At 53.5% G+C, this 24,621-nt stretch carries 19 protein-coding genes; 13 read left to right on the top strand and 6 right to left on the bottom strand.

The window, feature by feature from the left end:
- Positions 1–33: 33 nt before the first annotated feature.
- Positions 34–1,527, bottom strand: a complete 1,494-nt coding sequence (locus Q5911_RS00420) for a DUF1846 domain-containing protein (protein WP_303180085.1) — start codon at positions 1,525–1,527, stop codon at positions 34–36.
- A 194-nt stretch (positions 1,528–1,721) separates the two neighbouring features.
- Between Q5911_RS00420 and ftsH the strand changes: the two genes are divergently transcribed.
- From ftsH to Q5911_RS00395, 5 genes are all read left to right on the top strand, one after another.
- The gene (gene ftsH, locus Q5911_RS00415) at positions 1,722–3,680 is read left to right on the top strand and encodes an ATP-dependent zinc metalloprotease FtsH (RefSeq protein ID WP_303180084.1); all 1,959 of its coding nucleotides are present in this window, start codon (positions 1,722–1,724) and stop codon (positions 3,678–3,680) included.
- A gap of 133 nt (positions 3,681–3,813) precedes the next feature.
- Positions 3,814–4,656 (top strand): L-ribulose-5-phosphate 3-epimerase, encoded by an 843-nt coding sequence (locus tag Q5911_RS00410; RefSeq protein ID WP_303180083.1) that lies wholly within the window; start codon positions 3,814–3,816, stop codon positions 4,654–4,656.
- Positions 4,657–4,725: 69 nt separating this feature from the next.
- Complete coding sequence (gene uvrC, locus Q5911_RS00405) at positions 4,726–6,576, top strand: excinuclease ABC subunit UvrC (protein ID WP_303180081.1); 1,851 nt, start codon at positions 4,726–4,728, stop codon at positions 6,574–6,576.
- A 47-nt stretch (positions 6,577–6,623) separates the two neighbouring features.
- On the top strand, positions 6,624–7,547 hold the full coding sequence (gene hprK / locus Q5911_RS00400; protein WP_303180080.1) for an HPr(Ser) kinase/phosphatase: 924 nt from the start codon (positions 6,624–6,626) through the stop codon (positions 7,545–7,547).
- Positions 7,548–7,572: 25 nt separating this feature from the next.
- Complete coding sequence (locus Q5911_RS00395; protein ID WP_303180078.1) at positions 7,573–8,505, top strand: ROK family glucokinase; 933 nt, start codon at positions 7,573–7,575, stop codon at positions 8,503–8,505.
- An 86-nt stretch (positions 8,506–8,591) separates the two neighbouring features.
- Here the strand turns inward: Q5911_RS00395 and Q5911_RS00390 are convergent, their stop codons facing one another.
- Positions 8,592–11,147, bottom strand: coding sequence for a transglycosylase domain-containing protein (locus Q5911_RS00390; RefSeq protein ID WP_303180077.1), 2,556 nt, complete (start codon positions 11,145–11,147; stop codon positions 8,592–8,594).
- A gap of 161 nt (positions 11,148–11,308) precedes the next feature.
- On the opposite strand from Q5911_RS00390, the gene Q5911_RS00385 reads away from it, so the two are divergent.
- Positions 11,309–11,944, top strand: a complete 636-nt coding sequence (locus tag Q5911_RS00385) for a YigZ family protein (RefSeq protein WP_076776595.1) — start codon at positions 11,309–11,311, stop codon at positions 11,942–11,944.
- A gap of 36 nt (positions 11,945–11,980) precedes the next feature.
- On the opposite strand, the gene hpf is transcribed toward Q5911_RS00385, so the two are convergent.
- The 4 genes from hpf to typA form a co-directional block, all read right to left on the bottom strand.
- Positions 11,981–12,517: a ribosome hibernation-promoting factor, HPF/YfiA family gene (gene hpf, locus Q5911_RS00380; protein WP_076776598.1), complete on the bottom strand. Its 537-nt coding sequence runs from the start codon at positions 12,515–12,517 to the stop codon at positions 11,981–11,983.
- Positions 12,518–12,621: 104 nt separating this feature from the next.
- Positions 12,622–13,236 carry a transporter gene (locus Q5911_RS00375; RefSeq protein WP_303180075.1) on the bottom strand — a complete coding sequence of 205 codons (615 nt, stop codon included), beginning with the start codon at positions 13,234–13,236 and terminating at the stop codon, positions 12,622–12,624.
- A gap of 18 nt (positions 13,237–13,254) precedes the next feature.
- Positions 13,255–14,154 (bottom strand): phosphatase PAP2 family protein, encoded by a 900-nt coding sequence (locus Q5911_RS00370; protein ID WP_303180073.1) that lies wholly within the window; start codon positions 14,152–14,154, stop codon positions 13,255–13,257.
- A 24-nt stretch (positions 14,155–14,178) separates the two neighbouring features.
- Positions 14,179–16,005 carry a translational GTPase TypA gene (gene typA, locus Q5911_RS00365; protein ID WP_076776603.1) on the bottom strand — a complete coding sequence of 609 codons (1,827 nt, stop codon included), beginning with the start codon at positions 16,003–16,005 and terminating at the stop codon, positions 14,179–14,181.
- Between the two features lie 177 nt (positions 16,006–16,182).
- Here typA and Q5911_RS00360 point away from each other — a divergent pair, with 177 nt between their 5' ends.
- The 7 genes from Q5911_RS00360 to secA all read left to right on the top strand — a co-directional run bounded on the left by Q5911_RS00360 (position 16,183) and on the right by secA (position 24,594).
- A complete protein-coding gene (locus tag Q5911_RS00360) occupies positions 16,183–16,812 on the top strand; it encodes a single-stranded DNA-binding protein (RefSeq protein ID WP_076776607.1) in 630 nt (209 codons plus the stop codon).
- 76 nt (positions 16,813–16,888) lie between these two features.
- Complete coding sequence (gene dapA, locus Q5911_RS00355) at positions 16,889–17,779, top strand: 4-hydroxy-tetrahydrodipicolinate synthase (protein ID WP_076776609.1); 891 nt, start codon at positions 16,889–16,891, stop codon at positions 17,777–17,779.
- Positions 17,780–17,901: 122 nt separating this feature from the next.
- Positions 17,902–18,660, top strand: coding sequence for a 4-hydroxy-tetrahydrodipicolinate reductase (dapB, locus tag Q5911_RS00350; RefSeq protein ID WP_303180070.1), 759 nt, complete (start codon positions 17,902–17,904; stop codon positions 18,658–18,660).
- 39 nt (positions 18,661–18,699) lie between these two features.
- The gene (locus Q5911_RS00345; RefSeq protein ID WP_226394530.1) at positions 18,700–20,652 is read left to right on the top strand and encodes a fructose-1,6-bisphosphatase; all 1,953 of its coding nucleotides are present in this window, start codon (positions 18,700–18,702) and stop codon (positions 20,650–20,652) included.
- A 90-nt stretch (positions 20,653–20,742) separates the two neighbouring features.
- Positions 20,743–21,027 (top strand): hypothetical protein, encoded by a 285-nt coding sequence (locus Q5911_RS00340; protein ID WP_076776616.1) that lies wholly within the window; start codon positions 20,743–20,745, stop codon positions 21,025–21,027.
- A gap of 88 nt (positions 21,028–21,115) precedes the next feature.
- A complete protein-coding gene (gene hisA / locus Q5911_RS00335; RefSeq protein WP_076776618.1) occupies positions 21,116–21,901 on the top strand; it encodes a phosphoribosylformimino-5-aminoimidazole carboxamide ribotide isomerase in 786 nt (261 codons plus the stop codon).
- 116 nt (positions 21,902–22,017) lie between these two features.
- Positions 22,018–24,594 (top strand): preprotein translocase subunit SecA, encoded by a 2,577-nt coding sequence (secA, locus tag Q5911_RS00330; RefSeq protein ID WP_303180068.1) that lies wholly within the window; start codon positions 22,018–22,020, stop codon positions 24,592–24,594.
- Positions 24,595–24,621: the final 27 nt, after the last annotated feature.

The raw sequence follows: 24,621 nt of genomic DNA, 5'->3' as shown, positions 1-24,621 counted from the left end.
TGTTTTTTGTTCCATTACTTTTTAAAAAACATATTATATACCCTTTTCCTCCCGAAAAACAGTCTTTTTTTCATATTTTGGCTCAAAAGTTGCCTGTATAAACAGTTTTTTGAAGACGTTGATGTCCACGGAGCTGAGCATGACAGAGGTGTGGAGCTGGCAGCCGTTCAGTTTCGGAAGCTGTTCCAGGGCGAGCTGGGCGTTCTTGTCCGTAGCTGCGCTGACAGACAGGGCGATCAGTACCTCGTCCGTGTGAAGGCGGGGATTGCGGCTTCCCAGGTAGTTCACCTTCAGCTTCTGGATAGGCTCGATGGCTTCCGGGGAGATGACATGGCAGGCGTGGTCGATGCCGGCCAGCTCCTTCAGGGCGTTCAGAAGAAGAGCAGCGGAGGCGCCCAGAAGATCACTTGTCTTTCCGGTGACGATCTTTCCGTCCGGAAGCTCCAGGGCAGCGGCGGGAGCGCCGGTCTGTTCCGCCTGGCTGAGGGCTGCGTCCACTACAGGGCGGTCGTGGACCGTGATGCCGGCCTGGTTCATGAGCATTTCGATCTTGAACACTTCCTCCTCAGAGCAGGAGCCGGATATGAAGCGGTCCATTGTGTCGTAGTAGCGGCGGATGATCTCCTGGAGTGAGGCCTGGCGGCACACTTCATCATCGCATATACAGTTTCCGGCCATGTTGACGCCCATATCCGTGGGGGACTTGTACGGATTTTCCCCGTAAATGCGCTCAAAGGTGGCGCGAAGGACAGGGAAGATCTCGATATCCCGGTTGTAGTTTACAGTGGTCTCCCCGTAGGCCTCCAGGTGGAACGGATCGATCATATTCACATCGTTGAGGTCCGCTGTGGCAGCCTCGTAAGCCAGATTCACCGGATGCTTCAGAGGAATGTTCCAGATAGGGAAGGTCTCAAATTTAGCGTAGCCTGCCTGCACGCCCCGCTTGTGCTCGTGGTAGAGCTGGGAGAGGCAGGTTGCCATCTTTCCGCTTCCCGGCCCGGGGGCTGTGATGACCACAAGGGGACGGGTTGTCTCAATATAATCATTTTTTCCATATCCTTCATCGCTGACAATAAGCGGCACATTTCCAGGATAGCCGGGTATAATATAATGAAGATAGACCCGGATGCCCAGACGCTCCAGCCTTGCCTTGAAAAGATCTGCGCTGTTCTGGCCGCTGTACTGGGTGATGACTACACTGCCTACATACAGGCCTGCGTGGATGAATTCCTCCCGGAGACGGAGCACATCCGAGTCATAAGTGATGCCCAGGTCCCCGCGGACTTTATTTTTCTCAATGTCCCCGGCGCTGATGACGATGACGATCTCCGCCTGGTCTGCAAGTTGTTTGAGGAGGCGCAGTTTGCTGTCGGGCTGGAAACCGGGCAGAACCCGGGAGGCATGATAGTCGTCAAAAAGCTTTCCGCCGAATTCCAGATAAAGTTTTCCTCCGAATTTGTCAATCCTCTCACGGATGTGGGAGGACTGCATGTGAAGGTATTTGTCGTTGTCAAATCCAATTTTCATCTGTAAGTTCCTTTCATTTCTGTTAGCTGTTATATATGTAAATATAAATACACATTTCCTTCACAAGTATACTACAAGAAAGCCCGAGTTTACAATCTTTTCATAATGTTTTTATTGATTTTGAAACAGGGGATACTTATAATAATATGGTAACGTCGGTGTTGCCGGCGCTGCACATATACAGGAGGAGAACTATGGACAACCAGAATAATCAGAACAGAAATAATAACCAGGATCCGAACCGGAACAACCGGCAGGGTGTTTCTTTCGTCCTGATCGTGACGCTGATCACTACCATACTTGTACTGGTCCTGTTTCAGTTCCAGGGGGTAAACAGTGCTGAGGAGATCTCCTACAACAGGTTTATCAAAATGGTAGAGGACGGAGAGGTCGAGAAGGTTGATATAGGAGCCAGCCAGATCAATATCACAGCCAAGCAAGGCAAGGACGATACTGTGCAGAGAGAATACTACACAGGTATCGTCAATGACGACCAGCTTGTGGACCGCCTGCTTGACGCGGGAGTGGAAGTGAATCAGGAGATACCTGATACCACATCCTCCATGCTGCTGAGCATTATCCTGACATTTCTTCCCATCGCCTGCATCGTGGGACTCTTTGTGTGGTTTACAAAGAAAATGTCCAAGGGCGGCGGCATGATGGGCATTGGAAAGAGCAACGCAAAGATGTATGTGGAGAAGGAGACTGGTGTCACCTTCAAGGATGTGGCCGGTCAGGACGAGGCCAAGGAGTCGCTCCAGGAGGTGGTGGATTTCCTCCACAACCCGGGCAAGTACACAGGCGTGGGAGCCAAGCTTCCCAAGGGAGCTCTTCTGGTAGGGCCTCCGGGAACAGGAAAGACGCTGCTTGCCAAGGCGGTGGCGGGGGAGGCGAAAGTGCCGTTTTTCTCTCTTTCCGGTTCCGCCTTTGTGGAGATGTACGTGGGCGTGGGCGCTTCCAGGGTCCGCGACCTTTTCAAGCAGGCCCAGCAGATGGCCCCCTGCATCATTTTCATCGATGAGATCGATGCCATCGGAAAGAGCCGTGACACACAGCTTGGAGGAAACGATGAGCGTGAGCAGACACTGAACCAGCTCCTTGCGGAGATGGACGGATTTGACACAAACAAGGGACTGCTTCTTCTGGCGGCCACCAACCGCCCGGAGATCCTGGACCCGGCGCTCCTGCGCCCGGGGCGCTTTGACAGACGGATCATCGTGGAGCGTCCGGACCTGAAGGGGCGTATCGACGTGCTGAAGGTCCATGCGAAGGACGTGCGCATGGACGAGACCGTGGATCTGGAGGCCATTGCCCTGGCCACGTCCGGAGCCGTGGGATCTGACCTGGCCAACATGATCAATGAGGCGGCCATCAATGCTGTCAAGCACGGGAGAAATGCTGTCTCCCAGAGTGACCTCTTTGAGGCTGTGGAGGTGGTCCTTGTAGGAAAAGAGAAGAAGGACCGCATCATGAGCCAGGAGGAGAGGAGGATCGTATCCTACCACGAGGTGGGACACGCCCTTGTGAGCGCTCTCGAGAAGCATGCGGAGCCGGTGCAGAAGATCACGATCGTTCCCAGGACCATGGGAGCTCTCGGCTATGTCATGCAGACGCCTGAGGAGGAGAAGTTCCTGAACACGAAGAAGGAGCTGGAGGCCATGCTGGTGGGCATGCTGGCAGGACGGGCCGCCGAGGAGATCGTCTTTGACACAGTCACCACCGGGGCCTCCAACGATATAGAGAAGGCCACAAGTATCGCGCGGGCTATGATCACCCAGTACGGTATGAGCGAGCGATTCGGCCTGATCGGCCTTGAGTCCATACAGAGCCGCTACCTGGACGGAAGGCCGGTCCTGAACTGCGGCCAGGAGACAGCCTCCGAGATCGACCAGGAGGTCATGAAGATGCTCAAGGGGGCCTACGAGGAGGCCAAGAGGCTGCTGAGCGAGCACAGGGAGGCTCTTGACAGGATCGCGGCCTTCCTGATCGAGAAGGAGACCATCACAGGCAAGGAGTTCATGAAGATCCTGCGCGAAGTGGAGGGGACGCCCGAGACGGACGAGGAGCAGGACAGCGGGGAGCCGAAGGAGGCGCGCATCGCCATGAAGCCGGTGGAGGAAGAGGCGGGAACAGCAGAGAGTGAAAAGGAATAGTGTGTTTTCATAAATGAGCAAGGGCTCCGCAAAATGACTGCGGAGCCCTTTTTCAGGTCTGTGTCAGGACTGTTTCATGGACAAAATGCAGGGAAGATGATATGATTGAGAAAAATAATGTGAGGTGATGTTGATGAAACCGTACACACTGGGAGTATACGAGAAGGCGCTGCCTGGAACTCTGACATGGAAGGAGAAAATGCTTGCCGCCGGAAAGGCGGGATATGACTTTATTGAGATCAGCATTGACGAGACGGATGAAAAGCTGTCCCGGCTTGATATGAGCAGAGAGGATAGACTGGAGCTGGTCTCCCTCATGTATGAGACAGGGATCCCGATTCGCACTATGTGCCTCAGCGGACACCGGAGATATCCGATAGGAAGCAGCGTGCAGGCAGTCAGGGAGCGGGGAATGGAGATCATGGAGAAGGCGCTGGATCTGGCGGATGACCTGGGAATCCGCGTGATCCAGCTGGCCGGCTATGACGTATATTATGAGGAGGGCAGCGAGGTGACCCGCGGATTGTTCCTTGAAAATCTCAGGAAAGCGGCCGATATGGCGGCGGCGAAGGGGATTCTTATGGGCTTTGAGACTATGGAGACCGAGCTCATGAACACGGTGGGTAAGGCGATGGACTATGTAAAAAGGGTTGATTCGGTTTATCTGAATGTCTATCCGGATCTGGGCAATATCACCAATGCGGCCGTTTTATACGGGACGGATGTCCTGGAGGATCTGGAGACAGGGAGGGGACGTCTGACGTCCATGCATTTGAAGGAGACCGTACCCGGCAAGTTCCGCGAGATTCCCTATGGAACCGGTCACGTAGACTTTGAGGCGGGCATTAAAAAGGCGTGGGAGCTGGGGGTCCGCCGGTATGTGACAGAGCTCTGGTACACGGGAAATCCGGAGTGGGAGAAGGATCTGGACTTTGCAGTCTCGAAGATGACAGCGATCCTGGACACGCTTGCATAAGATGAAAGCATTGGGACAGGGGAAGATTTTCCCTTGTCCTTTTTGGTGCGGGACAGTATAATGGAGACCATGGAAAACAGTAATTTTGATATACAGGAAGAACTGAAAAAGCTGCCGGGGAAGCCCGGCGTGTATCTGATGCACGATGAGAAGGACGAGATCATCTATGTAGGGAAAGCCATCAGCCTGAAGAATCGGGTGCGGCAGTATTTCCAGAGCAGCCGCAACAAAGGGGTGAAGATCGAGCAGATGGTGACTCACATCACCCGCTTTGAGTACATTGTGACTGACTCAGAATTGGAGGCCCTTGTCCTGGAGTGCAACCTGATCAAGGAACACAGACCCAAGTACAATACCATGCTCATGGACGACAAGGCCTACCCGTTTATCAAAGTGACGGTGGATGAGGCCTTCCCGCGGATCATGATGGCCCGTCGGATGGTGAAGGACAAGGCAAAATATTTTGGCCCCTACACAAGCGCAGGAGCGGTCAAGGACACCATCGAGCTGATCCGCAAGCTCTACAAAGTCAGGAGCTGCAACAGGCGCCTGCCCCGGGATACGGGGAAAGAGAGACCCTGCCTGAATTACCACATCCACCAGTGTGACGCCCCCTGTCAGGGCTATGTGTCCCAGGAGGCCTACAGGAAATCCATAGATGAAGTGCTCCGGTTCCTGGGCGGAAATTACGACCATATCCTGAAAGAGCTGGAGGAGAAGATGCTGCAGGCATCAGAGGATATGGAATTTGAGAAGGCCATCGAGTACAGAGAGCTGCTTGGAAGCGTGAAGAAGATCGCCCAGAAGCAGAAGATCACGGACACGGCCGGCAATGACAGGGATATCCTGGCCGCTGCCACGGACAAGGAAGATGCGGTGGTGCAGGTCTTCTTCATCCGGGGCGGCAGGCTGATCGGCAGAGACCATTTCTACCTGAAACTGAACGGGGACGAGACCAAAGGGGAGATCATCTCCAGCTTTATCAAACAGTTTTATGCCGGAACTCCCTATATACCGTCGGAGCTGATGACCCAGACGGAGATTGAGGACGGGGAGATCCTGGAGCAGTGGCTGAGCCAGAAGAGAGGGCACAGAGTTCATATCCGGGTGCCCAAGAAGGGGACGAAAGAGAAACTGGTGGAGCTGGCGGAAAAGAACGCGTCCCTTGTTCTCTCCAAGGACCGCGAGAGACTGAAGCGGGAGGAGGGGCGCACCATCGGGGCTGTGAAGGAGATCGCCCGCCTTCTGGGGCTGGAGGATCTCAACCGCATGGAAGCCTACGATATCTCCAACATCAGCGGATTTGCCTCTGTGGGCTCCATGGTGGTCTATGAGAAAGGGAAACCAAAGAGAAACGACTACCGCAAATTCCGGATCAAGAGCGTCCAGGGGCCGGATGACTACGCCAGCATGAAAGAGGTGCTGACAAGAAGGTTCCGACACGGACTGGAGGAGAGGGAAGAGGGAAAAGGGGCCGGAAGCTTTACGGCTTTCCCGGATCTGATCCTGATGGACGGAGGAAAAGGACAGGTTGGGATCGCGCTGCAGGTATTGGATGAACTGCACCTTCACATACCTGTGTGCGGCATGGTAAAAGATGACAATCACCGCACAAGGGGGCTGTACTACAATAATGAAGAGATCCCTATTGACCGGAATTCCGAGGGCTTTAAGCTGATCACAAGGATACAGGATGAAGCCCACCGTTTTGCCATAGAGTTCCACAGAAAACTGCGCAGCAAAGAGCAGGTCCACTCGGTTCTGGACGACATTCCGGGCGTGGGCCCGGCGAGGCGGAAAGATTTGATGAAGCATTTTGCCAGCCTGGATGAGATACGGAAGGCGGATGTGGAGGATCTGAAAAAACTGCCCAGCATGAATGAAAAATCCGCACAGGAAGTGTATAAGTTTTTTCACTGATGTGTTATACTTGTCATAGTATTGAAAAGTAGAAAAGGAGATAAGACATGTCAAAAATAGAGATTCAGAAGATTGTCGAGAAGATGGACCTGAAAAATCTGACTCCCGATGTGGGACTGGCTGACAAATATGTGGAAGTGCCGGATATCAACAGGCCGGCTCTGCAGCTGACTGGCTTTTTTGACCACTTTGACGCAGAGAGAGTACAGATCATCGGATATGTGGAATATACGTTTTTAGAGCAGATGGATGCGGCTACAAAGAGCCATGTCTATGAGACGCTGCTCGCCTACAAGATTCCCTGCATCATTTTCTGCCGGGCGCTGCGGCCGGACCAGGAGCTGCTGGAGAAAGCCAAGGAGCTGGATGTGCCTATCTTCTCCACAGAGATGAAGACGTCCGCGTTTACCGCAGAGCTGATCCGCTGGCTGAATGTGCAGCTTGCACCGTGTATCTCCATCCACGGTGTGCTGGTGGACGTGTATGGCGTGGGAGTCCTGATCATGGGAGAGAGCGGCATCGGAAAGAGCGAGGCGGCGCTGGAGCTGGTGAGAAGAGGGCATCGTCTCGTCAGCGATGACGTGGTGGAGATCCGCAAGGTCAGCGATGACACCCTGGTAGGCACTGCCCCGGATGTGACAAAGCATTTTATCGAGCTTCGGGGTATTGGTATCGTGGATGTCAAGATGCTCTACGGCGTGCAGAGCGTCAGGGAGACCCAGAATATCGAGCTTGTCATCACCCTGGAGGACTGGGACAGGGAGAAGAAGTACGACAGGCTGGGTATGGAGGAGCAGTACACAGAGTTCCTCGGCAACAAGGTGGTCTGCCATCAGCTTCCCATCCGTCCGGGACGGAATCTCTCCATCATCGTGGAGACGGCGGCCATCAACTACAGGCAGAAGAAGATGGGCTACAACGCGGCGGAAGAGCTGTACAAGCGGGTGCAGAGAAACCTGACTAAGAAATAAAACAGAAAGAATAGGGAGTTACAAGATGAAGTATTGTTTTGGAGTAGATATTGGCGGAACAACAGTGAAAATGGGGCTGTTTTCAACAGAGGGAGAGCTTTTTGAGAAGTGGGAGATCAAGACCCGCACGGAAAATGAGGGAAAAGAAGTCCTCCCGGATATTGCAGCTTCTGTTCGCAGTAAGATGGAGGAAAAAGGGATCTCCATCGAAGATATGGCAGGTGTCGGGATCGGTGTTCCGGCTCCGGTCAGCGAGGAAGGCATTGTAAAGAACAGCGCCAACATTGGCTGGGGATACAAGAATGTCAAAAAAGAGATGGAGGAGCTGCTGCCGGGTGTCTGCGCCAGGATCGGAAATGACGCCAATGTGGCGGCCCTTGGCGAGATGTGGCTGGGAGCAGGTAAAGGCTGCAGTAATATGATCATGGTGACGCTGGGGACCGGCGTGGGCGGCGGTGTCATCTGCCACGGACAGATCATTGCGGGGGCCAATGGAGCAGGCGGAGAGATCGGACATATCTGCGTGAATTATAATGAGACAGAAAAGTGCGGCTGCGGCAAGACCGGGTGTCTGGAGCAGTACGCGTCCGCCACAGGCATAGCCCGGCTTGCGAAACTGCGTCTTGCCAAGCCCCATGAGAAAACCATTTTGGAGGGCAAGAACATGAGCGCAAAATCTGTTTTTGACGCAGTAAAAAAAGGAGACAGGATAGCAACAGAGATCGCAGAAGAATTTGGCGCCTATCTGGGACATGCCCTTGCCAATATGGCGGTCATCACAGACCCGGAGAGGATTGTTATCGGCGGAGGAGTCTCCAATGCAGGCCCTGCCCTTCTGCCATTCATAGATAAGCCTTTCCAGGAGAAGGCCTTTTTTGCCAACAAGGACACGAAGATCGTGCTGGCTACGCTGGGGAACGACGCAGGCATTTGCGGAGCTGCCAGGATGATCCTCTGATCACGTTTTTGTATATCAGGTCTGCAATAAAAAATCAGGTATGAACGAAACATTCATACCTGATTTTTTCGATTCGCTTTTTGTTTTTAACCGGTAGCTTGACCGCCGCTCTCGCCGCCGGTACCCGGATCAGTGCTGCCGCCGTCACCGCCGGTACCCGGATCAGTGCTGCCGCCGTCACCGCCGGTACCCGGATCGGTGGTAGAACCGCCGTTACCGGTACCTGGATCGGTAGTGGTGCTGCCGTCACCAGGTGTTGTGGGATCAGTAGTAGTGCCAGTATCTGTGCTCCCTTCTGTTTCGGAGGTGTCTGCCGGCTGTTCTGAAGAAGCGTGCCCTGTACAGGTCTCTGTGGGCGCGTTGTCCGTTGCAAAGTACTCTGTTCTTGAAGGGCATCCCGGCCGTGCCAGCATTCCGGATTCAGTACAGATGGTTTTCTGCTCCACGGAGGTGGGCATCTCAAACTGTTTGGTCTCCAGACCCGCATGGATGCGGCTCATGATGGATTTCCAGATGCGGAAACGGAAGGTGGTGTCAATGTTGGTCATGGATTTCGGATCGTCATATCCGCCCCACACCGCACAGGTGTAGTAGGGGGTGAAGCCGCAGAACCAGATATCCTTGTCGTTGTCTGCCGTACCTGTCTTGCCGGCCACCGGCATATTGTCCAGGGCTGCGGCGCTTCCGCTTCCCTCCTCCACAACGCTCTCCATGGCGCTTGTGAGGAGAGCGGCTGTACTCTCCTTGACGGCCTGGTGGGACTCTGTGGGATTCTCGATCAGCACGTTGCCGTCGTGGTCCAGGATCTTTGTATATAAGGTAGGTGTGTTGTACACGCCGCCGTTTGCGATGGAAGCGAACGCGGCGCACAGCTCATAGTTGTACACACCATTGACGCCTCCTAAAGCGATTGGTTCGTACATATCTTCCTCCATCAGTGTACTCATGGAGAAGTTGTTCTTTGCATATTCATAGCCAAGCTGTGGTCCGATCTGCTGTATGGTCTGCACAGCCACGGAGTTCATGGACTGTGCGATGGCCTCCCTGACGGTCACATTGCCGTAGTATCTGTTGCCCACGTTCTTGAATTCCGTGCCGTTGGAATAATGCCAGGGCTTGTCGTTGAAGACGCTGGCCAGCGTGATCTGGTTTGTATCCAGGGCGGGAGCGTAGGTGGCAAGGATCTTGAAGCAGGATCCTGGCTGCCTGCGTGAGCCCTGGTAGGCCCTGTTCAGGCTCTGGCTGGTCTCCTTGGCGCCGCGGCCGCCAACCATGGCTTTGATCTGCCCGGTGGCCTGGTCGATGATGGTGACAGAGGCCTGGGGCTGTGGGGTGATGGTGATGCGCTCGTCGTAGGTGTCTCCCTCCTGGGCGATGGTGGCCTTCCACTCCTCCACCATGGCTCTGGCCTGCTCTTCGGATGAGAAGGTCAGAGCGGACTCTACGCCGTAGGTGCTGGCACGGTAATTCTGTACAGCCTCTGAGCCATAGTTCTCGATCGTGCCGTCTGCCCTCGTGACAGTCAAAGCGTAGGAGAGACCGTACTCCTTCAGCCAGGGGAAATTGGCGTCATTGTTCATTTCCTCGTCGCAGATCTGCTGCATGGTAGTGTTCTGGGTAGAGATGATAGTCAGTCCGCCGCTGTAGAGGGCGTTGTAGGCCTGGCTCTCTGTGTAGCCCAGGCGGGACATGAGGTCATCGATGACCTGCTCGGAGAGAGCGTCTATAAAATAGGAATAAGGTGAGTCCTCTCCGATGGCTGCATTGACAGCCTGGATTCTGGTGTACACATCATCTGCTGCGGCCTCATCGTAAGCTGCCTGGTCGATGTACCCCTGGTCCAGCATCCTGTTCAGAACTTCCGTGCGCCTTCTGGCATTGTCCTCCGGGTTTGTGATGGGATTGTAGAGGGACGGGTTCTGGGTGATCGCAGCCAGAACGGTACACTCGGAGAGGGTCAGCTCCGATACATCTTTGTTGAAATAACGCTTGGAGGCGGACTGCACGCCCAGGGTATTCTGGCCCAGGTTGATGGTGTTCAGATATGCCTCCATAATTTCGTCTTTTGACATCTGTTTTTCAATGTCCAGTGCCAGGAACTGCTCCTGGATCTTTCTCTCCAGACGGTCGTAAAAGGTCTCCTCATTTACGAAGTCGGGAAAGACATTGTTCTTTATGAGCTGCTGCGTCAGTGTGCTGGCACCCTGGGAGAAATCTCCGGAAGTAATACCTATAATACCGGCACGCAGGATACCCTGGGGGTCGATGCCGTTGTGCTCATAAAAACGCTCGTCCTCAATGGCGACGAAAGCATGCTGCAGATCCACGGGGATCTGGTCGATGGATTTGTATTCACGGTTGGACCCGGCCTCCACGAACCGCTCCAGCTCTGTGGCGCCGTCGTCAGCGTAGACGATGGTGGTGTAGCCCTTGGGCCGGACGTCGTCCGGGGTGACTTCCGGGGAATTGTCAAGGATCCTCTTCACAAAAATCAGACCGCCGATCATTCCGATGATACATATGGCAAGAACACACAGGATAAAAGCTTTCAGCAGCCGGACGGTTACCCGCTTTCCCTGCATGGTGGATTTCGACGTTATCTGCTTTTGTTTTTTAGAAGCCTTTTTCTTTCCATAATTCATGTATTCAGCCTCCTTCATACTTTAGACATTATAGCAAATATGCATATTGAAATAAAGAAAAAAATGAAAACTTCATATTTAGGTAGGAAAAACTTAAGAAATCCGTTATAGTAATAGGTAACAGTGCGCAGGAAAGGGGAGAAGGTAAATTGGATCACAAAATGGTATTCCGCGGAGGCGAGGGGGAGATCACGGAGAAAAAATCCAGATTTATCGCCACAGTCCGCCCGGTAAAGAGCGAGGAGGAGGCTGTGGAATTTATCGAGTCGGTCAGAAAAAAATACTGGGATGCCAGACACAACTGCTATGCCTATGTCATAGGGGAGAGGCAGGATATACAGCGGTACAGCGACGACGGGGAACCCGGCGGTACGGCGGGCAGGCCCATGCTGGATGTGCTTCTTGGGGAAAATATCCACGACACGGCCGTGGTAGTGACCCGGTATTTTGGAGGGATCCTCCTTGGCACAGGCGGGCTGGTGCGGGCCTACCAGGGGGCGGCTAAGGAAGGGCTGTCCTCCTCTCTGATTATAACCAGGATACAGGGGATTAAACTGAAGATCACCACAGACTATACAGGACTGGGGAAGATCCAGTACATACTGGGGGAGAGAGGGATCCCTGTGCTTGACAGCGCTTACACAGAGAAGGTGGAGCTGACAGCTCTGGCGCCGGAGAAGATACGGTCTGCCCTTGAAGAGGAACTCACAGACGGAACCAACGGCAGGGCCGTGATAGAAGAGGCGGGCACATGCTTTTACGGCGAAATAGACGGAAAAATACAGGTCCTGGAATGAGATCATTCCAGGACCTGTCTGTGATAAGCTGAATTTTTATTGGAATTCCGGCTCGATCAGGCCAAAAGTTCCGTTCTTTCTTTTGTATACCACATTTACCTCGTCTGTCTCAGCGTTACAGAATACGAAGAAGTCGTGCCCCAGAAGTTCCATCTGGATGCAGGCGTCCTCCGGGTACATGGGCTTGATGCCAAAACGCTTTGTGCGGACGATCCGGATTTCCTCGTCGCTCTCGGGAGCGTCTTCTTCATCGAAGAATTCCTGCTTGAAGTTTCCTCCGTCCTGATGCCTTGCGATGAGCTTGGTTTTATATTTGCGGAGCTGTCTCTCAATGACTTCCTCTACAAGATCAATAGATACATACATGTCGCTGCTGACCTGCTCGGAGCGGATAATGTTTCCCTTTACGGGGATGGTCACCTCAATCTTCTGGCGTTCCTTTTCCACACTCAGTGTGACGATGATCTCGGTGTCCGGAGTAAAGTACCTCTCCAGCTTGCCGAGCTTGCGTGTGACTGTGTCTTTTAAGCCGGGCGTGATTTCGATGTTTTTTCCACTAATGATAAATTTCATGCTGTCCAACTCCTTTACGATATGATTTCAGGAGAAATAATGTCTGACAAAAATGTAGGACAATTCATTTCTATCTGATATATCGAGTATAGCATGTTTTTCTGTCAATGTATAGCATGTATTACTTCAATTCTTGAAATTTTTCCGTCACGCATTTTGGCTACCCGAAGCCCTGTATCCTCAAAATAGACGCAGGCGCCCTCTTTGGGCTCTATGTCCTCGGCGGCGCACCTGGCGCGGAGGACCTCCTCCAGGGTCTCGGCGTCCGTCTCATGTGGGATCTGACACCCCATGAGCTTGTTTACCACCCGCACCCGGGACGACCCCCGGAACAGATTTTTGTCCGCCAGATCGAAGCCGAAGAAGAGGTGCTTCCTTGTAGCGAACAGGACGGCGATGGCGCACACGCCGATCAGGCTGGAAAAGGCGGAAGAGTGGTCCATGATGATCTGCCTTGCGATGGCAAAGAGGAGCACTTCAAATACAGTGTCCGGCGTGTGGTAATACATCATTCGTATCAGCTCCACACCAATGATGAGCTCGAAGCAGGCTTCGAGCAGATCCTCGTAGTTCGGATATTTGTCCAGGTCCGGTATATACATCAGTGAGCTGGCCAGACGCAGGCACAGCAGGATGATGCCGACAGCAAGCATGATGGAAATGAAAAATTCCATGAACATGGCCAGGCGGGAGAGGAAGGCGGCAAAATACTTTTTCATAGGCTTCTCCTTTGGGTATTATTTTTTCGGACAGGGCGGGACCACCCGGCTGAACAGAGCAGGGTAGATGACCATGATCCATAATACCAGTATAAAGTATTTTATGATTTTTGCAATCACACATTCACCGGTAATGAGAGGAATCAGAGCATCCAGGACTAAAATTCCCAAAATACCGGCAAAAAATTTGACTGCCTGCATCCAGAGCCGGGGCGCGGCGGTCTGAAACCGGAGCCTGGTGACCTCCAGATACCATCCCACGGTAAAACCAAGTCCGGCTCCTGCGGCTTTAAAACAGTCCGCGGCGTAAGCCAGAGGAAGGAGGCCGCAGTTGAGGAGTACAAGAGCGCAGACCATAACGCCCAGACAGACAAGGAGAAGAAACCCGAATAAGATCCGGGCGCGGATTGGCCTGGCTATAAGGCGCGGGAGCAGCCGCTGTGTCAGCCAGATGAAAAGGGCGGAGATGGCCAGGGAGGCCAGCACGTCCCAGGGGGTATGGCATCCCAGGTACATGCGGGAAAATCCGACCAGGATGACAACAGCAAAGAAGAGGAATTTTATGCTTTTTCTGGAGGCATGGACACCGAGAGAGCCGTACAGACAGGCAGCGCTCTGGGTGTGGCCGCTTGGAAAGGAGTATCCCGTGGCGGCCGGAACGGCGCTCTCCACCGGCGGGAATGCAGGATCCAGCACCCAGGGGCGGGGGATGCGCAAAGTGACCTTCAGCGTCTGCACAGCAAGCCCTGCCAGGAAGTAGGAAAAGCTGATCTTAAGAGCCAGCTCTTTGCTGACACACCAGTAGAGGAGACAGAGCACCAGTATGACCGCTGTCTCCTCTCCAAGATATGTGATAAACTGCATGATCTGGTCTGCAGCGGGAGTGCGCAGATTTTCCAGAAACCATAAAAAATCCATAAATGCTCCTTGTGATCAGATTGATTATTTGTTGTTGCTCCGCTTGCGCAGCTTGGGATCCAGGATCTTCTTGCGGATCCGCAGGGATTTGGGCGTCACTTCCAGAAGTTCATCCGTGTCGATGAAATCCAGAGCCTGCTCCAGACTCAGGATTCGCGGAGGAGTCAGGCGCAGCGCCTCGTCCGCGCTGGAGGAGCGGGTGTTGGTGAGGTGCTTGGTTTTGCACACGTTGACCTCGATATCGTCCGTCTTGCCGTTTTCGCCGATGACCATTCCGGCGTACACCTTCTCGCCGGGGCCGATGAAGAGTGCGCCTCTCTCCTGGGCACTGTACAGGCCGTAGGTGACAGACTCTCCTGTCTCGTAGGCAATGAGGGAGCCCTGTTTCCGGTACTGGATATCGCCTTTGTAGGGTGCATATCCGTCAAAAGCCGTGTTCATGATCCCATTTCCCTTTGTGTCGGTGAGGAAATCACCCCGGTATCCGATGAGTCCCCTGGAGGGGATGGAGAACTCCATCCTGGTGTAATTGCCGCCGATGGGGCCCATGCTGCGCAGCTCACCTTTTCTCTGGCCCAGCTTCTCAATGACCACGCCTGTGAATTCATCCGGCACGTCGATGTAGGCCATCTCCATAGGTTCCAGGACTTTGCCGTTCTCGTCCTTCTTGTAGAGGACTTCCGCCTTGCTGACGGCGAATTCATAGCCTTCCCGGCGCATGTTCTCAATGAGGACGGACAGATGAAGTTCGCCGCGGCCGGATACCTTGAACGTGTCCATGTCTTCTGTCTCCTCCACCCGGAGGCTGACATCTGTGTTCAGTTCCCGGAACAGGCGGTCGCGGATGTGCCGGGATGTCACGTACTTTCCTTCCTTGCCGGCAAATGGACTGTCATTGACCTTGAACTGCATGGCAATGGTAGGCTCGGAGATCTTCTGGAAGGGGATGGCCTGGGGGCTTTCCGGTGAACAGATGGTATCTCCGATGGACAGGTCCGAGATGCCGGATATGGCTACAATGGATCCGATGGAGGCCTCTTTTACCTCCACCCGGTTCAGCCCGTCAAACTCGTAGAGCCGGCTGATGCGCACTTTTGCCTGGCGCTCCGGGTCGTGGTGGTTGACAACCACCACATCCTGGTTTGTGCGGATAGTGCCGTTGTCTACCTTGCCGATGCCGATCCTTCCCACATACTCGTTGTAGTCGATAGTGCTGATAAGTACCTGGGTTCCGGCATCCGGGTCCCCCTCCGGGGCGGGGATGTAGTCCAGGATCGTCTCAAAAAGCGGGACCATATTTTCCGGCTTGTCCTCCATGTCCAGCATGGCGTATCCGTCTTTGGCGGAGGCGTAGACAAAGGGGCAGTCCAGCTGCTCTTCGGAGGCGTCCAGATCGATGAGGAGCTCCAGCACCTCGTCGATGACCTCCGCGGGCCGTGCTTCCGGCCGGTCGATCTTATTGATGCAGACGATGACGGGCAGATCCAGTTCCAGTGCCTTGCGCAGGACGAATTTTGTCTGGGGCATGGCGCCCTCAAAAGCGTCCACCACGAGGATGACACCGTTTACCATCTTCAGGACACGCTCCACCTCGCCTCCGAAGTCGGCATGACCCGGTGTGTCCACGATATTGATCTTTGTCCCCTTGTAGAAGACAGCTGTATTTTTTGAGAGAATGGTAATTCCACGTTCCCGCTCGATATCATTGGAGTCCATGACCCGTTCGGCCACCTCCTGGTTTTCACGGAACACGCCGCTCTGCTTTAAAAGTTCATCTACAAGTGTTGTCTTGCCATGGTCAACATGGGCGATGATCGCAATATTACGCACATCTTCGCGTTTTGTCTTCATATGAAATCTTCCTTTTCTCTTCTTATTTTAAAACTTTTTTTCTGTAACTTTAATAGTGTACCATATTTCGGAAAAAAAACAAGGAATATAGTTCTAATATGTGTGAATCCCGCATAGATTAGGTAGTGACTCTAAAAGCATCAAAATACGATCAAGAGGAAGGGAGATTTTAAGACCATGTCAGATAAGATCATTGAAAACAACCAGGTAACTATTATGGGGCAGATTGCATCAGGATTCACATTCAGCCACACAGTGTTCGGGGAAGGGTTTTACATGGTGGATGTGCTGGTGCGGCGTCTGAGCACCTCCAAGGACAGGATCCCGCTTATGATCTCGGAGCGGCTTCTGGACGTGACACAGGATTACACGGGCGAATTTATCATGGCCAGCGGGCAGTTCCGGTCCTACAACCGCCACGAGGAGCAGAAGAACCGGCTGATCCTGTCCGTCTTTGTGCGGGAAGTGTCTTTCATCGACGAGGAGCCGGACGGGGCCAAGACCAACACCATCCTGCTGGACGGCTACATCTGCAAGCTGCCTGTCTACAGGAAGACGCCCCTTGGGAGGGAAATCGCGGACCTTTTGCTGGCTGTCAACCGGCCCTACGGGAAGTCCGACTATATCCCCTGTATCTGCTGGGGAAGGAATGCCCGGTTTGCCGCCTCTTTTGAGGTGGGAGAGCACGTGCAGGTGCTGGGCAGGATCCAGAGCAGGGAGTATGTGAAGCGTCTGTCGGAGACTGAGTCGGAGAAGAGGACGGCCTACGAGGTGTCTGTGAGCAAGCTGGAGTGCATGGATGACTGAGGGGTCCATTGACATCGGAAATGAATAATGATACACTTTTTGAAAGATAAATTTTTTGAAGGGCAGGAGGAAGACAATGGCTATTTTTACAGGTGCAGGAGTAGCGCTGGTTACTCCGTTTCACGAAGACGGAAGCGTGAATTTTGATAAACTGGATGAGCTGATCGACTACCATTGCGAGAACGGAACGGACAGTCTGATCATCTGCGGGACGACGGGAGAGTCATCCACTTTATCAGAAGAGGAGCATATGGAGTGTATCAAATTTGCGGTAGAGCGCACAAAGCACCGTCTTCCCGTGATCGCGGGAACCGGTTCCAACGCTACATATACGACCATCGATATGTCAAAGGAAGCTGTGGAGGACGGGGTGGACGGACTGCTGATCGTGACGCCCTACTACAACAAGGCTACGCAGAATGGACTTATCGCCCACTACAAGGCTGTGGCCAGCGAGGCCAAGGCGCCCATCATCATGTACAGCGTAGCCAGCCGGACAGGGCTGAATATCGCGCCGGAGACAGTGGCTACCCTTGTGAAGGAAGTGCCCAACATTGTGGGTGTGAAGGAGGCCTCCGGCAATATCAGCCAGGTGGCAAGGATCATGAGTCTGACAGATGGGAATATCGATCTCTATTCCGGCAATGACGACCAGATCGTGCCCCTGCTGTCCCTGGGCGGAAAAGGCGTGATCTCAGTCCTGTCAAATGTGGCTCCCAAGGAGACGCATGATATCTGTGCGAAATTTTTTGCCGGGGATGTGCAGGGTGCCTGTGAGCTTCAGCTGAAGGCTATCCCACTCATTGAGCAGCTGTTCTGTGAAGTCAATCCCATCCCTGTGAAGAAGGCTGTCAATCTGATGGGAATGGAGTGCGGAGGCCTTCGCATGCCGCTGACGGAGCTGTCGCCGGAGCACGAGAAGAGTCTGGCGCAGGCGATGAGAGATTTCGGAATCAAACTTGCATAAAAGGCAGACAGAGGCAGAAAGGCTGTCTCCTGCGAAGAAGAGCAGGGGGCCTTTCTGCTTTTTGCATAATATTTGCATATATATACGCAAATAATGACATATATACAATGGAGGAAAAACAAATGGTAAAAGTGATCATGCATGGATGCAACGGAAAGATGGGACAGGTCATCACAAGGCTTGCGGCCGCAGACCCGGAGATGGAGATCGTGGCGGGTGTGGATATGAGGGCCCAGGCTCTGAATGACTACCCGGTCTTTGGAGACATCGGAGAGTGTGATGTGGAGGCGGACGTTGTCATCGATTTCTCCAACGCGGCGGCTGTGGACCGCCTGCTGGACTGGTGCGGGGAGAAACAGATGCCGGTTGTCCTTTGCACCACCGGGCTTTCAGAGGAGCAGCTGAGCAAGGTGGAGGAGACGGCTAAGAAGGCGGCTCTTCTGAAATCTGCTAACATGTCCCTGGGTGTGAACCTTCTCATGAAGCTGCTGCAGGATGCGGCGAAAGTGCTGGCGCCGGAGGGATTTGACATGGAGATCGTGGAGAGGCATCACAATCAGAAAGTGGATGCTCCAAGCGGCACAGCCATTGCCCTTGCGGATTCCCTGAAGGAAGCCCTGGAGGAGGATTATGCATATGTCTATGACAGGAGCGGACAGAGAAAGAAGAGAGACAGCCATGAGATCGGCATATCAGCTGTCCGGGGCGGCACCATCGTGGGCGAGCACGAGGTGATCTTTGCCGGGGAGGACGAGGTAATCGAGTTCAAACATACAGCCTACTCCAAGGCGCTTTTTGCAAAGGGGGCCGTGGCCGCTGCCAAGTTCCTGGCAGGCAAAGGACCGGGCCGCTATGACATGTCTGATGTGATACAGCTGTAAGCTGCAGCAGGGATCATCCCCCTCAGGAGGAAATAGAATATGGAAGAACTGAAGCTGAAATATCTGGAGAGACTCTCGGATCTGTATCCGTCGATTGCCAAGGCATCCACGGAGATCATCAACTTGCAGGCCATCCTGAATCTGCCCAAGGCTACGGAGCATTTTCTGACGGATATCCACGGGGAATACGAGGCGTTTGCCCATGTCCTCAAAAACGGTTCCGGCTCCATCCGCCGCAAGATCAATGATGTGTTTGGGAACACTCTGAGTACCAGGGACAAGCAGTCCCTGGCAACGCTCATCTATTATCCGAGAGAGAAGATGGACCGGATCCGACGGGAAGAGCCGTGTATGGAGGACTGGTATAAGATCACCCTCTACCGGCTCATTGAAGTGTGCAAGTGCACTATGAGCAAGTATACACGGTCCAAAGTGAGAAAGGCGCTGCCCCAGGATTTTGCCTATGTGATCGAGGAGCTGATCACGGAGAAGCCGGATCTTCGGGATAAAGAATTCTACTATAATGCTATCATAAACAGCATCATTGAGACCGAGAGGGCGGAGGAGTTCATTGTGGCTCTGAGCGGTGTTATCCAGCGGCTGACTGTGGATCACCTGCACATTGTGGGCGACATCTATGACAGGGGACCGGGCCCTCACATCATCATGGATCGGCTGATGCAGCACCATTCGGTGGATATCCAGTGGGGCAACCACGACGTGCTCTGGATGGGAGCAGCCGCGGGCCAGAGAGGCTGTATCGCCAATGTGATCCGGATCTGCGCCAGATACGGGAACCTGGATATACTGGAGGACGGTTACGGGATCAATCTGCTCCCCCTGGCCTCCTTTGCCATGGACACCTACGGGGAGGATCCATGTACCTGTTTTGCGCTGAAAGGCAGGGGCGGAGCCACTGTGCGGGAGCGGGAGATGGAGATGAAGATGCACAAGGCGATCTCCATTATACAGTTCAAGGCGGAGGGACAGATCATCCGGAAGAACCCCGGATTTAAGCTGGAGAAGAGGAATCTTCTGCACCATATTGACTTTGAGTCCGGCACCATCGAGATAGAGGGAAAACACTATGAGCTTCTGGACAAGAATTTCCCCACTGTAGATCCGGAGCATCCCTATGCCTTCTCCCCGGAGGAGGCGGACATCATGGACCGGCTGGAAAAGGCATTTCTGAACTGTGAGAAGCTCCAGGCCCACATGCGTTTCCTGCTGAACAAAGGCGGACTTTACAAAGTCTACAACCAGAACCTGCTCTATCACGGATGCGTGCCTTTAAACCAGGACGGCACCCTGAAATCCGTCCGCATTTACGGGAGGGCCTACAAGGGGAAAGCCCTGTACGAGGCGCTGGAGAGTTATGTGAGAAAAGGATATTTCGCTCTGGATAAGAAGGAAAGGGAGCGGGGAAAGGATATGATGTGGTACATCTGGCTCCACGAAAATTCGCCTCTCTTCGGCAAAGACAAGATGGCCACATTTGAGCGGTATTTCCTGGCTGAGAAGGAGACCCACAAGGAGAGGAAGAATCCTTATTATGAGCTGCTGGAGGATGAGTCCGTGGTCAATCGGATCCTGCAGGAGTTCGGGCTGCCGGCGGAGGGAACGCACATTATAAACGGCCATGTGCCGGTCAAGTCCAAGGCAGGAGAGAGCCCTATAAAATGCGGAGGCAAGGTGCTTGTCATTGACGGCGGATTTTCGAAGGCCTACCAGAAAGAGACGGGGATCGCCGGGTACACCCTGATCTACAATTCCTACGGTTTGATCCTGGCGGCCCACGAGCCCTTTGAGTCCACAGAGGCAGCCATAGAGAAGGAGAGCGACATCCACTCGGACAGTATCGTGGTTAAGAGGACTGTGGCCAGGAAGACGGTGGGTGACACGGATATCGGGCGCAGGCTGAGGGAGCAGATCCAGGATCTGAACGAGCTCCTTGGCGCTTACCGAAGCGGCCTGATCCCTGAAAAACTTTAAAAAAGGAAAAAATTTCCCGAAACAGGTGCGCATAAAGACAAATGGAACTGCGGATAGTAACTAAAGAAAACAATGAAAGGGAGAGTTGCTATGAAACAGTTAAAAAAAGGTCTTCTTATACTGGTATGCGCACTGTCATTCGCGTCCCTGACAGCCTGCGGAAATAATAACGCGGATAATGGGGCGGTGAAGCAGGAAGATGAGACTCCGAACAATGCGACCCAGGACAATACGGCCCAGGACAACACGATGAATGACGCCACAGACGGGACAAGAGATGAAGGTGTCCTGGACGAGGCGGGAGACGCAGTCCGTGATGGGGCGGATGACATGGCCGATGAGGTCAAAGAGGGAATGGAAGATATCAAGAAGTAAAAGAAGGAGCCACAGGTGGATTTCCCTTTCCGCCTGTGGTATTACAATTTGAAAGACTGCAGGAGTACAGTGCGGGCAGGAGGAGACCATGAGATTCAGACCATGCATCGATATACATAATGGGAAAGTAAAACAGATCGTAGGCGGAAGCCTGAAAGATGAGAGAGACCAGGCAGAGGAGAATTTTGTGTCTGAGAGATCTGCGGCATTCTATGCAGACATGTTTCGCAGGGACAACCTGAAGGGGGGACATATGATCCTCCTCAACCCGCCATCATCCCCCTACTTTGAGGCGGACAGGCAGCAGGCGGCAGAGGCCCTGGCGGTGTGGCCGGGAGGACTGCAGATCGGCGGCGGCGTGACCGCTGACAATGCCTCTTCCTATATAAAAGCGGGAGCCAGCCACGTGGTGGTCACATCCTACGTATTCAAGGATGGGCAGGTGCAGTGGGAAAATCTGGAGAAGCTGGCAGACGCCGTGGGGGCCGGCCATGTGGTGTTGGATGTGAGCTGCAGGAAAAAGGACGGAAAATATTACATTGTGACAGACCGCTGGCAGAAGTTTACAAAGGTGCAGCTTGGCGAGGAGATCCTATACTGGATGAAGGAGTACTGCGATGAGTTTCTGGTCCACGGCGTGGATGTGGAAGGCAAATCTGCAGGGATCGAGGAGGGGCTTGTGGAAATGCTGGCAGGGGTCCAGGGGATTCCCATTACATATGCAGGCGGCATCAGCAGCCTGGACGAGTTGGAGCGCTTCCGGCGGGTCAGCGGCGGGCGGCTGGATTTCACCATCGGCAGTGCCCTGGATCTCTACGGAGGAGATATCCCTTATGATGAAGTAAAAAATTACTCGGCAGGCACAGCCAGGTAAAAGGAAAATATGACGGGTCTGTGAACATTATGAACACTTTATAAATATGTTGAATTGACCGGATGATGGTGTTAAAATGTTGAATAGAGTAATTTTTTTGGATAAGGAGTAATACCATGGGTTTAATAGAAAAAATATTCGGTACACACAGCCAGAATGAGCTGAAGCGTATCTACCCCATTGTGGATCACATCGAGGCTCTGGAGCCGGAGATGAAGCAGCTCTCCGACAGTGAACTGAAGGATAAGACGAGGGAATTTAAAGAGCGTCTTTCAAAAGGTGAGACTCTGGATGACATACTTCCGGAGGCTTTTGCTGTTGTGAGAGAGGCGGCTGCCCGCGTGATGGGCATGCGCCATTACAGAGTACAGCTCATCGGCGGTATCATCCTCCACCAGGGACGTATCGCAGAGATGAAGACGGGTGAAGGAAAGACCCTTGTCTCCACCCTCCCGGCTTATCTGAACGCGCTGACAGGCGAGGGCGTTCACATCGTGACAGTCAACGACTATCTGGCAAAGCGTGACGCGGAGTGGATGGGCCAGGTGCATGAGTTCCTGGGGCTGACTGTGGGCGTGGTCCTCAACAGTATGGACAATGATGAGAGAAGGGCAGCCTACAACTGTGACATTACCTATGTGACCAACAACGAGCTGGGATTCGATTACCTCCGTGACAACATGGTGATCTACAAGGAGCAGCTTGTGCAGAGGGGGCTGAAATTTGCCATCATCGATGAGGTGGATTCTGTGCTCATCGACGAGGCCAGAACGCCTCTGATCATTTCCGGCCAGAGCGGCAAGTCCACAAAGCTCTACGAGGCCTGCGACATTCTGGCCCGCCAGCTGGAAAAGGGCGAGGCCAGCGGAGAGTTCTCCAAGATCAACGCCATTATGGGCGAGGAGATCGAGGAGACGGGAGACTTTATTGTCAATGAGAAGGAAAAGAGCGTCAACCTGACAGAGGACGGCGTAAAGAAGGTGGAGAAGTTCTTCCACATCGAGAACCTGGCAGACCCGGAGAACCTGGAGATCCAGCACAACATCATTCTGGCCCTGCGGGCGCACAACCTCATGTTCCGCGACCAGGACTATGTGGTAAAGGACGACGAGGTGCTCATCGTAGACGAATTCACCGGACGTATCATGCCTGGCCGGCGCTATTCTGACGGCCTGCACCAGGCTATCGAGGCCAAGGAGCATGTGAAGGTGAAGCGGGAGAGCAAGACCCTTGCCACCATCACCTTCCAGAACTTGTTCAATAAATATGCAAAGAAGAGCGGTATGACCGGTACCGCCCTGACAGAGGAGAAGGAGTTCCGTGAGATTTACGGCATGGACGTGGTGGAGATCCCCACCAATATGCCGGTGATCCGTGTGGATATGGAGGACGCTGTCTACAAGACCCAGAGGGAGAAGTTCCGGGCCGTGTGCGATGAGGTGGAGAGAGCCCATGCGAAAGGACAGCCTGTCCTTGTGGGTACCATTACCATCGAAGTGTCCGAGCACCTCAGCAGCATGCTGAAGAAGAGGGGCATCAAGCACAATGTGCTGAATGCCAAGTTCCATGAGATGGAGGCTGAGATCGTAGCCCAGGCCGGACAGCACGGAGCAGTTACCATCGCCACCAACATGGCGGGCCGTGGTACGGATATCAAGCTGGACGACGAGGCCAGGGCGGCCGGTGGTCTGAAGATCATCGGTACAGAGCGGCATGAGTCCCGCCGTATTGACAACCAGCTCCGCGGACGTTCCGGACGTCAGGGAGACCCGGGCGAGTCCAGGTTCTACATTTCTCTGGAAGATGACCTGATGCGTCTGTTCGGCTCCGAGCGTCTGATGAACGTATTCAACGCTCTGGGCGTGGAAGACGGGGAGCAGATCGAACACAAGATGCTCTCCAGCGCTATTGAGAAAGCCCAGGAGAAGATCGAGAGCAACAACTTCGGTATCCGTAAAAACCTGCTGGAGTATGACCAGGTTATGAACGAGCAGAGGGAGATCATCTACGAGGAGAGGCGCAAAGTCCTGGATGGCGAGAGCATGCGCGACTCCATCTACCATATGATCAACGAGTATGTGGAGAACATGGTGGATACAGAGATCTCTGCTGACCAGGATCCGGAGGACTGGGACCTGACAGCTCTGAATGTGACGCTGAAGAATACGATTCCTATGATCGAGGCAGTGACTCCGGAAGATGTGAAGAAGATGGATCAGAAGAAACTGAAACATTTCCTGAAGGAGAAAGCTGTCAAGGCCTACGAGATGAAGGAGACAGAGTTCCCGGAGCCGGAACATTTAAGAGAAGTAGAGAGGGTTGTCCTCCTGAAAGTAATCGACGCCAAGTGGATGGACCATATCGACGATATGGATCAGCTCCGCCAGGGAATCGGACTGCAGGCTTACGGGCAGCGTGATCCGAAGATCGAGTACAAGATGCTGGGATACCAGATGTTTGACAATATGACAAAGGCCATCACGGCCGACACCATCCGCACTCTGTTCCACATTAAAATCGAGCAGAAGGTGGAGAGGGAGCAGGTTGCCAAGGTGACAGGAACCAACAAGGACGACACTGCTGTGAGGGCTCCAAAGAAGAGGGCAGATAAGAAGATCTATCCAAATGATCCATGCCCCTGCGGAAGCGGAAAGAAATATAAACAGTGCTGCGGGCGCAAACAGAGCGCGTAGGGCAGCCGGATAAATATAGAAATGAAA

Origin of the sequence: Lachnoclostridium phocaeense, assembly GCF_959599685.1 — a bacterium.
Taxonomy (GTDB): Bacteria; Bacillota; Clostridia; order Lachnospirales; family Lachnospiraceae; genus Claveliimonas; species Claveliimonas monacensis.
This window is presented reverse-complemented; position numbering and strand designations above follow the sequence as displayed.